This window comes from Mesorhizobium sp. M0040, from assembly GCF_040323505.1.
Lineage (GTDB): Bacteria > Pseudomonadota > Alphaproteobacteria > Rhizobiales > Rhizobiaceae > Mesorhizobium.
This window is the reverse complement of record NZ_JAMYVA010000045.1, coordinates 40,283-46,282: the sequence shown is the minus strand read 5'-3', so window position 1 is coordinate 46,282 and position 6,000 is coordinate 40,283. Positions and strand designations below refer to the sequence as shown.

At 60.8% G+C, this 6,000-nt stretch carries 7 protein-coding genes and 1 pseudogene; 4 read left to right on the top strand and 4 right to left on the bottom strand.

The window, feature by feature from the left end; genetic code table 11:
• Positions 1-103: 103 nt before the first annotated feature.
• The 3 genes and pseudogenes from NKJ91_RS26900 to NKJ91_RS26890 form a co-directional block, all read right to left on the bottom strand.
• Positions 104-316: pseudogene (locus tag NKJ91_RS26900) on the bottom strand (conjugal transfer protein TraG); the annotation flags it as partial.
• A 426-nt stretch (positions 317-742) separates the two neighbouring features.
• Positions 743-976: a GcrA family cell cycle regulator gene (locus NKJ91_RS26895; protein ID WP_352457941.1), complete on the bottom strand. Its 234-nt coding sequence runs from the start codon at positions 974-976 to the stop codon at positions 743-745.
• A 291-nt stretch (positions 977-1,267) separates the two neighbouring features.
• Entirely contained in the window at positions 1,268-1,501 is a 234-nt protein-coding gene (locus NKJ91_RS26890; protein ID WP_352457940.1) for a hypothetical protein, read from the bottom strand.
• A 20-nt stretch (positions 1,502-1,521) separates the two neighbouring features.
• On the opposite strand from NKJ91_RS26890, the gene NKJ91_RS26885 reads away from it, so the two are divergent.
• Positions 1,522-1,992 carry a KTSC domain-containing protein gene (locus NKJ91_RS26885; RefSeq protein WP_352457939.1) on the top strand — a complete coding sequence of 157 codons (471 nt, stop codon included), beginning with the start codon at positions 1,522-1,524 and terminating at the stop codon, positions 1,990-1,992.
• 313 nt (positions 1,993-2,305) lie between these two features.
• On the opposite strand, the gene NKJ91_RS26880 is transcribed toward NKJ91_RS26885, so the two are convergent.
• Positions 2,306-2,782, bottom strand: coding sequence for a hypothetical protein (locus tag NKJ91_RS26880; protein WP_352457938.1), 477 nt, complete (start codon positions 2,780-2,782; stop codon positions 2,306-2,308).
• A 176-nt stretch (positions 2,783-2,958) separates the two neighbouring features.
• Here NKJ91_RS26880 and NKJ91_RS26875 point away from each other — a divergent pair, with 176 nt between their 5' ends.
• From NKJ91_RS26875 to NKJ91_RS26865, 3 genes are all read left to right on the top strand, one after another.
• Positions 2,959-3,297, top strand: coding sequence for a hypothetical protein (locus NKJ91_RS26875; RefSeq protein WP_352457937.1), 339 nt, complete (start codon positions 2,959-2,961; stop codon positions 3,295-3,297).
• Between the two features lie 1,366 nt (positions 3,298-4,663).
• Positions 4,664-4,876: a hypothetical protein gene (locus tag NKJ91_RS33890; protein ID WP_502895030.1), complete on the top strand. Its 213-nt coding sequence runs from the start codon at positions 4,664-4,666 to the stop codon at positions 4,874-4,876.
• A 114-nt stretch (positions 4,877-4,990) separates the two neighbouring features.
• Positions 4,991-5,470 (top strand): DUF982 domain-containing protein, encoded by a 480-nt coding sequence (locus NKJ91_RS26865; RefSeq protein ID WP_352457936.1) that lies wholly within the window; start codon positions 4,991-4,993, stop codon positions 5,468-5,470.
• Positions 5,471-6,000: the final 530 nt, after the last annotated feature.

The following is a 6,000-nucleotide window of genomic DNA, read 5'->3' as shown; positions in this document are numbered from 1 at the left end:
TCCCAATCTGCAATCTCCCGCGCTCTCAAATGCGGGCAGATTGGCAAGGCAGGAGCGACATTCCTACTTTGCCAGATCCGGACATTTTAACTTAGCTGCTACAGACTTCAGGCGCATAGGCGTCAAATTGGAACCACCATTCGAACAGTTTCCACGGCTGGTAGATCGGCCAGCCGACTGTCACAAACCATGGCGCGCCCAGTGGCGGCTGATAGGAGAGCATGTGGGCGCACCATTGGGTTGCAGTCCACACGCCAAGAATGACAATTGCGAATACGACAGCGATCTGCCCAATCAGCAACTTCGTGGGTGTCAATGGCTTGCTCCGCTCTTCTGGGCAGACGGACCAAACATCGCGCCGAGCGATGAGAATTCGAACGGCCGCTACGTGCGACTAGGTGCGATGACAAGGTTGATAGGCATTGTTCAGCTGCGAACAGCAAAAATCCGCCGCAGCAACCGATCGGCGGTGCCAGGTACGCGGTTTGGTCGCAGAAGATGTTGGGGCTTCAGGCGCGGGCACATTGAAGATGTGCTGACAGACAAACCTTTGGAGCCGACGCGTTTGTGCGATTAGCGAGCTGAAGGGCTCGGCGAGAAGTCGTCGTTCTCAATCGGGCGACGGGGGATACATCGGCGAAGACGGCATAAGGGAGGATGCGCCAGACCGAGCCGACGGAATGGTCGTAGCCAAGGCCTTGGAGCGCATAGCGCCTGGCCGGGGGGCCGCCGCCAGCCAGACTTACGCAGCGCGTCGTTGAGCGAGGTGGAGACCCGAACGGGCTCGACGAGGGTCCACGGCGGTCACAATGTTGTGGTGGTGATCGCAGTAGACGCGATCCGGCGAAGTTGGCCCAGCACAAAAACGATAACCGCCGGGTACTGACGGGTCTTCGCTCACCGGGAAGCGGCATTGATAGAGGCCTAGCTGAATGAGGGGGACATCTCTCGAAGTTGGTCTGATATTTTCAGGCATGATGGTTTCCTAGTTCGTAGCAATTGCCGGGTGACGGCCGCAGTGCGACCCGTCAGGGGCGAGCTTCTCTCGTTTGGGAGGCTATGGATCACCATATGGTGTTGGTAGCACCATCAATGAAGCCCTACGCCCTGCTTCTGAAGCCAATAGTTTGCGACTTAAGGCCACACGCGGACGCATTAGCAATCTACCATCGTGTCCCCGAGGCACTCGCCCGCCGCGGTTTGCCGGGTGGGGCCCTAGGCCCACTCGCGGCGCTCGCACTCGATCTCGGTGCGGGTTTGCCGTGTCTCATCGCCCTGTCAGCGCCTTGCAAATGAGCGAAACCAAGCTGTCGCGCGCTCGCTCGTGGAGTGCGCCTTTCGGCCGCCATGCAAGGAAATCATCAACGCTCATCCAATCAGCCGGGTTTGTGTCGGCGTCTGGCTGGCTGAATTCCACATACAGATGCAGTTCGTCCGGCACGAAGACGACCCTCCACGATCCTTTGATGTCATTGGCAAGGTTATAGGCGAGGACGGCCATGGCGGGGCACTCCTTTCGCCGTGGAGCGTGCCTATCTCACGGGAAAATTCCATCGCCAGAAGTTGGTATTGACGCTCCCGCTTTCTCAGAAATCCAACGTCCGCATGATGCCGAAAGGTGCGGCTAGCTTTTTGTGTATCCTGGTTGGAACACGGGACCGCCGCGCAAGTTCGGTGCACGCAGCCATTCCTCCCCTCCAGGTATTGCTGCAGATCGGTATCCCGATCGGCCCGCGCTCCCCGCAAGGGCGCGGGCCTCGGCCTGTGGTGCTCATGCCATCTACTTCGATCCGCAAGATGGAATATGATCTGGATAGAAGGACCCTCTCGGTGTGGTTCGTCGCCAGCGGCAAGCGGTACGAGTTTGAGGGGGTACCGCCGGAAACCTTTGCCGCGTTCCGGGCCGCGTTCGCCAAGGGCCGCTATTTCAACGACCACATCCGCAACAATTTCCGCTACCGTCTGGTTGCGAGCGATAGCGACCCGGGATGACCTGACCTGCCGGCGGCTCAATCGTCCTGTCGCTCCAACCGGCGGTTGGTGGACGCGTTGCCGCCGTTGCGCTTAGGGTTGGTTACGGTCCGCGCTCACTTGGCAAGCCCACCCCGCATCCCCCCGCCTGGTGCAAAGCGTTTGATCGGTCCCGCCGTTCTGGCAGTGCGGCGGGACTTTTTTGCGGTCCAGGTGGAGCATCGGCGCGCGGGGAAGGCGCGGTGCACGCAGCACCCTTTTCTCATCCAACGTACGTCGGTGGCGCGCTGAAGGGTCTCAATGACGGTCTGCCGCCGGAACTCAACTAGCTGGACTATTGCTCGACCGGAAGCGGCTCGTGCTGCGGCTCAGCGTGGTGGAAGACCTGTCCAAGATCGCGCGCGTCGAACGTTTGGCCGCAGACTGGGCAGTAGACCAAGTGCTTCGACTCGTCCTCTACCGGCCCGTCATGCGGCCTGCCCTCATAGCCTGTCGCGATGTTGTCGGTTCTAATCCGGGGCAACGACAGTGCCTTACGTCGTTTTGGCGGCCGATATTTCTCCATTAGCCGGACCTTGTCACGGTCGACCGTGACCAGCGGCCCGAGGCCGATAGTCACGGTGTCCTCGTCGATGCGCGTGACCTCGCCTTTCAGGTCGATTTGCTGGCCTCGGTTCACCTTGGTGTGGTCGATGATGGAATGTGGGAAGTCGTAACCTGGGATCGAGACCCTTACGCGGTCCTCTGTTACCCGCGTCAGAACCCTGGCCGTAATCGCCACCTGGTCACCAATGCCTATTCTCCGAGCCATGCCATGGATTCTGGTGCGGGCAGTGTCTTCTTCAAGAGGCCTCTAATATACGCCGGCCATCCTAAGGCTGACCTACGACCAGAGTTACAAAAGTTGAACTTCACCGGGGAACACTCCTTCTGTCTGCCTGTTCAATTTGCCAGGCGCATCCCGCGCATTCAGACAGGAGAAAGAAGATGAAACGCATCCTTTTGGCTTCGGCCGTGCTGGCGGTGTCGGCCGGGCTTTCCTTTGCCCAGACGACCAGCGGAACTTCGAGCGGAACCTCGACCACCACAACCATGCCCAGCACGACGGATCAGGGCACCGGCACGACGAGCAGCGGGACCAACATGTCCGGCGATCAGGGCACCGACACGACCACCACCAGCGGCACCACAAATCCGAACTCGGCCAGAGACTGCGCGCCCGGCCAGCAGACTGGCAGCGCTCAGCAGGCGGCGCCTGGTCAGCAGGACACGACAGCCAACACCGCCGCGCCGGGCCAGGTGAAAAAAACCGACGAAGGTTGCTGATTGGCACATCGGCTCAGGTTGGGAATCACCAGCGTGTGGCTGGCTGATCTCCCCCGACCACCGCCTGAACTCAACTCGGCTGGCGAGCAAGTTCCCGCCAGCTCAACGTTCTGATGCTGAAAATACTGGACCAGATCTATGCGGTCTCACCGTTAGCGCCAGCGAAGCGACGACACCGGGGCGGGACAGGCGGGGCCGCTACAGCTCCAGGCTTGTCTTCCCGGTGCGCACGGCGTCGACGACTTCGCGCATCGAGTCGAGGACGAGCTGCCGACGATCCGCATGCGGATCAGCAACTCAGGGTCGATCGAGGGACGGCCGACCGGGCAGGCCGCACCCTATACCCAAGCGGAAAGGCCACGCCCACGCCTGGACACGGCCAGTGTATATCGGCGGGCTGCTTGCCAATGAGCTCTAGTGATGTCGAGCGCCCGCTGCGCCGATATGAGCGTGGAGGCCACGAACAGGCGTATCAAAGGTCTGGCCTGATCGCGCCGGCTGATGATGCGCATAAAGGCCTGGGGGCCAGGCATCAGCGGCTCGGCCGTCGCCACGATCTCGGCCTGCCGCCACTTGTAGAAGGGCGCCAGATACTGGCGGATGGCCTTTAGCGTAGCGTCATGCTGGAGCGCCAACGGATCGGGATCGATGCCGTCAAAGGCGACAAGACCAAGTACCCAGGACGGAAGCCAGCAGCGATGGGGAAGCGCGACAAGATCGTGAAGTTGGATGCCGAGGGCATGACCAGAACAGCGATAGCCAAAGGAACTGGGGGTCAGTGAGCGGAGCGTTTATCCGGCGCTTCAGGGGACCGGTGAGCGCCTATAGGTGACCACTAGGACTACGAGGCGAATTAGGCCCCACCAGACTATGAAACGCTCCTCGCCTAAGCTGACCCGCGCTCTTCCGTATCTTGACCCTCAGCTTCAGACGCCTGTCGAGGAAGTGTTCGACGCTGGCCATCACCCGTGCGCCCGCACGCTCGCTGCGAACATAGAGGGCAGTCGTCGGCGTAGCGAACGAAGCAGTGCTTGCGTCGCTCCAGTTCCTTGGCGAGTTCGTCCAGCATTCCGACTTTGAAACATGGCTGATTTCCACACAGTCGCGGCGGGGCAAGACCGGCTTTTAAGCGGTTGAGACGGATCATGGATGGTCGCTGGCTCTGGATGACGGAAACGGATCAAAACGACGGCTGGATGCTCTGCATAGTCAACGAGATCACAATCTGCGGCTTCGGAAGCGAGGCTAGTCTCCATGACGTCAGGGCACGCCGCCGCTTCCGGTCTGCCAGTCTGGCGCATGTGTCAACAGTTCCGAGCCGAAGCACTGCACCGCCCTCCCAGCCAAAGAAAGTTGGCTCGCCCGACTGGCAGAAGAAGGCCTCGATGCTTCGCGCCTTCGCGGGGCCGTCAGCCAGACCATCGCCGGTGAGCCGCCGAAGGAACGTGGCATCCTTGCCGCGCTGCGCCGATCCCGCTGCCGGAGCCGATCTCCAGGTCAAGATCTGATGCGACATCTGCTCGATACAAACCGCCTCGGAGCCCCTGCTCTAAAGGACGGCCCAACGAAACGACCATAATCTTTTCATCTCCTCCCTCACAGCCGTCGAATTCGTCGCGGTGTGCTTGAGAAGCCGTCGGGCAAGCGGCGTGACGAGCTCGAAAAATAGTTCGCGGCGTCGGACGGTGCACAGATGCTTTTTGCCGGTCGGGTCCTGTTGTTCGACGAGAAGGATGGTCCGGCGAGGCAAAGAGCCGGGCCCAAGGAGAGCCTGCTCAGCCTCAATCGCATCGGCCAGCGGTTCTTTGAATTCGCGGTAATCCACATTCATGCAACCACTGCCCTTGTCTTCGCGTTTAGCTGCGTTCAATCGTGGGGAGCGACAAGAATGCGGGCCTTCAGTCCAATTACAATCTGCCTCAATCGCAACCTGACGGTGGTCGCGTCCATAGCCGACGCAATGAAGGTGCTTCAGCAACCATGGCCTAGAATGGGAAAGCCGGGGCGGCTCAACGCGATCCGAATGGTCGAGGAGTCCCTCGCCGGGCATTGCAGCCAGCAAGCTGCGCTCGAGGCCTTCAAGGCGGCCGCGGCTGAACAGGGACTCCTTAGAACAAGAGGGACCACCGCAGGTCTGGGGAAAATTGCGCGGATGGTTGAAGATCTGATGTGAGGTCATGCCGGCCTCGCTAACACTGAAGAGCCGCCCCACTTGAAGCCCGAAATACTGCCTTCTCCCGCGGCAGCCGAAACCGCCTCAAACGGGCTATTAGCCTGGACGTGAGAAGGCCCTGGCTTCGTCCGGGACAGCCAGGACCCAAGTCGCGGCGGTGGCAACTAATCTGGTGGTGGCCGTCAGATGGTTCAGCCAGGTCGGCACGAGAACCGAAGATAACCGGGACTGTGCCGGCGTCGGCATTCGCAAAGAGGGGCACTCTGCATCGTTCTCGATGGCTAATCAGCAGGAAGGAACGTCTTGGCCTCTTTGGCAGCAGGCTCGAAGGCCTGACGGACCTCCACCGGGGTCAGCCGCCCCTAAAATGCGTCGGCGCAGGACTGGATCGCCAGCTTCCACTTCGGTCCCCTCTTCGGCCACTTCATGTTCCTCGGCGGCTCCCTTGACGTGGCTCACCCCGTAGGTGAGCCCAGGTCGGTTGGCCCTGACGTAGACCGGAGGGGATAACCAGTGGAGTGCCATGAGGG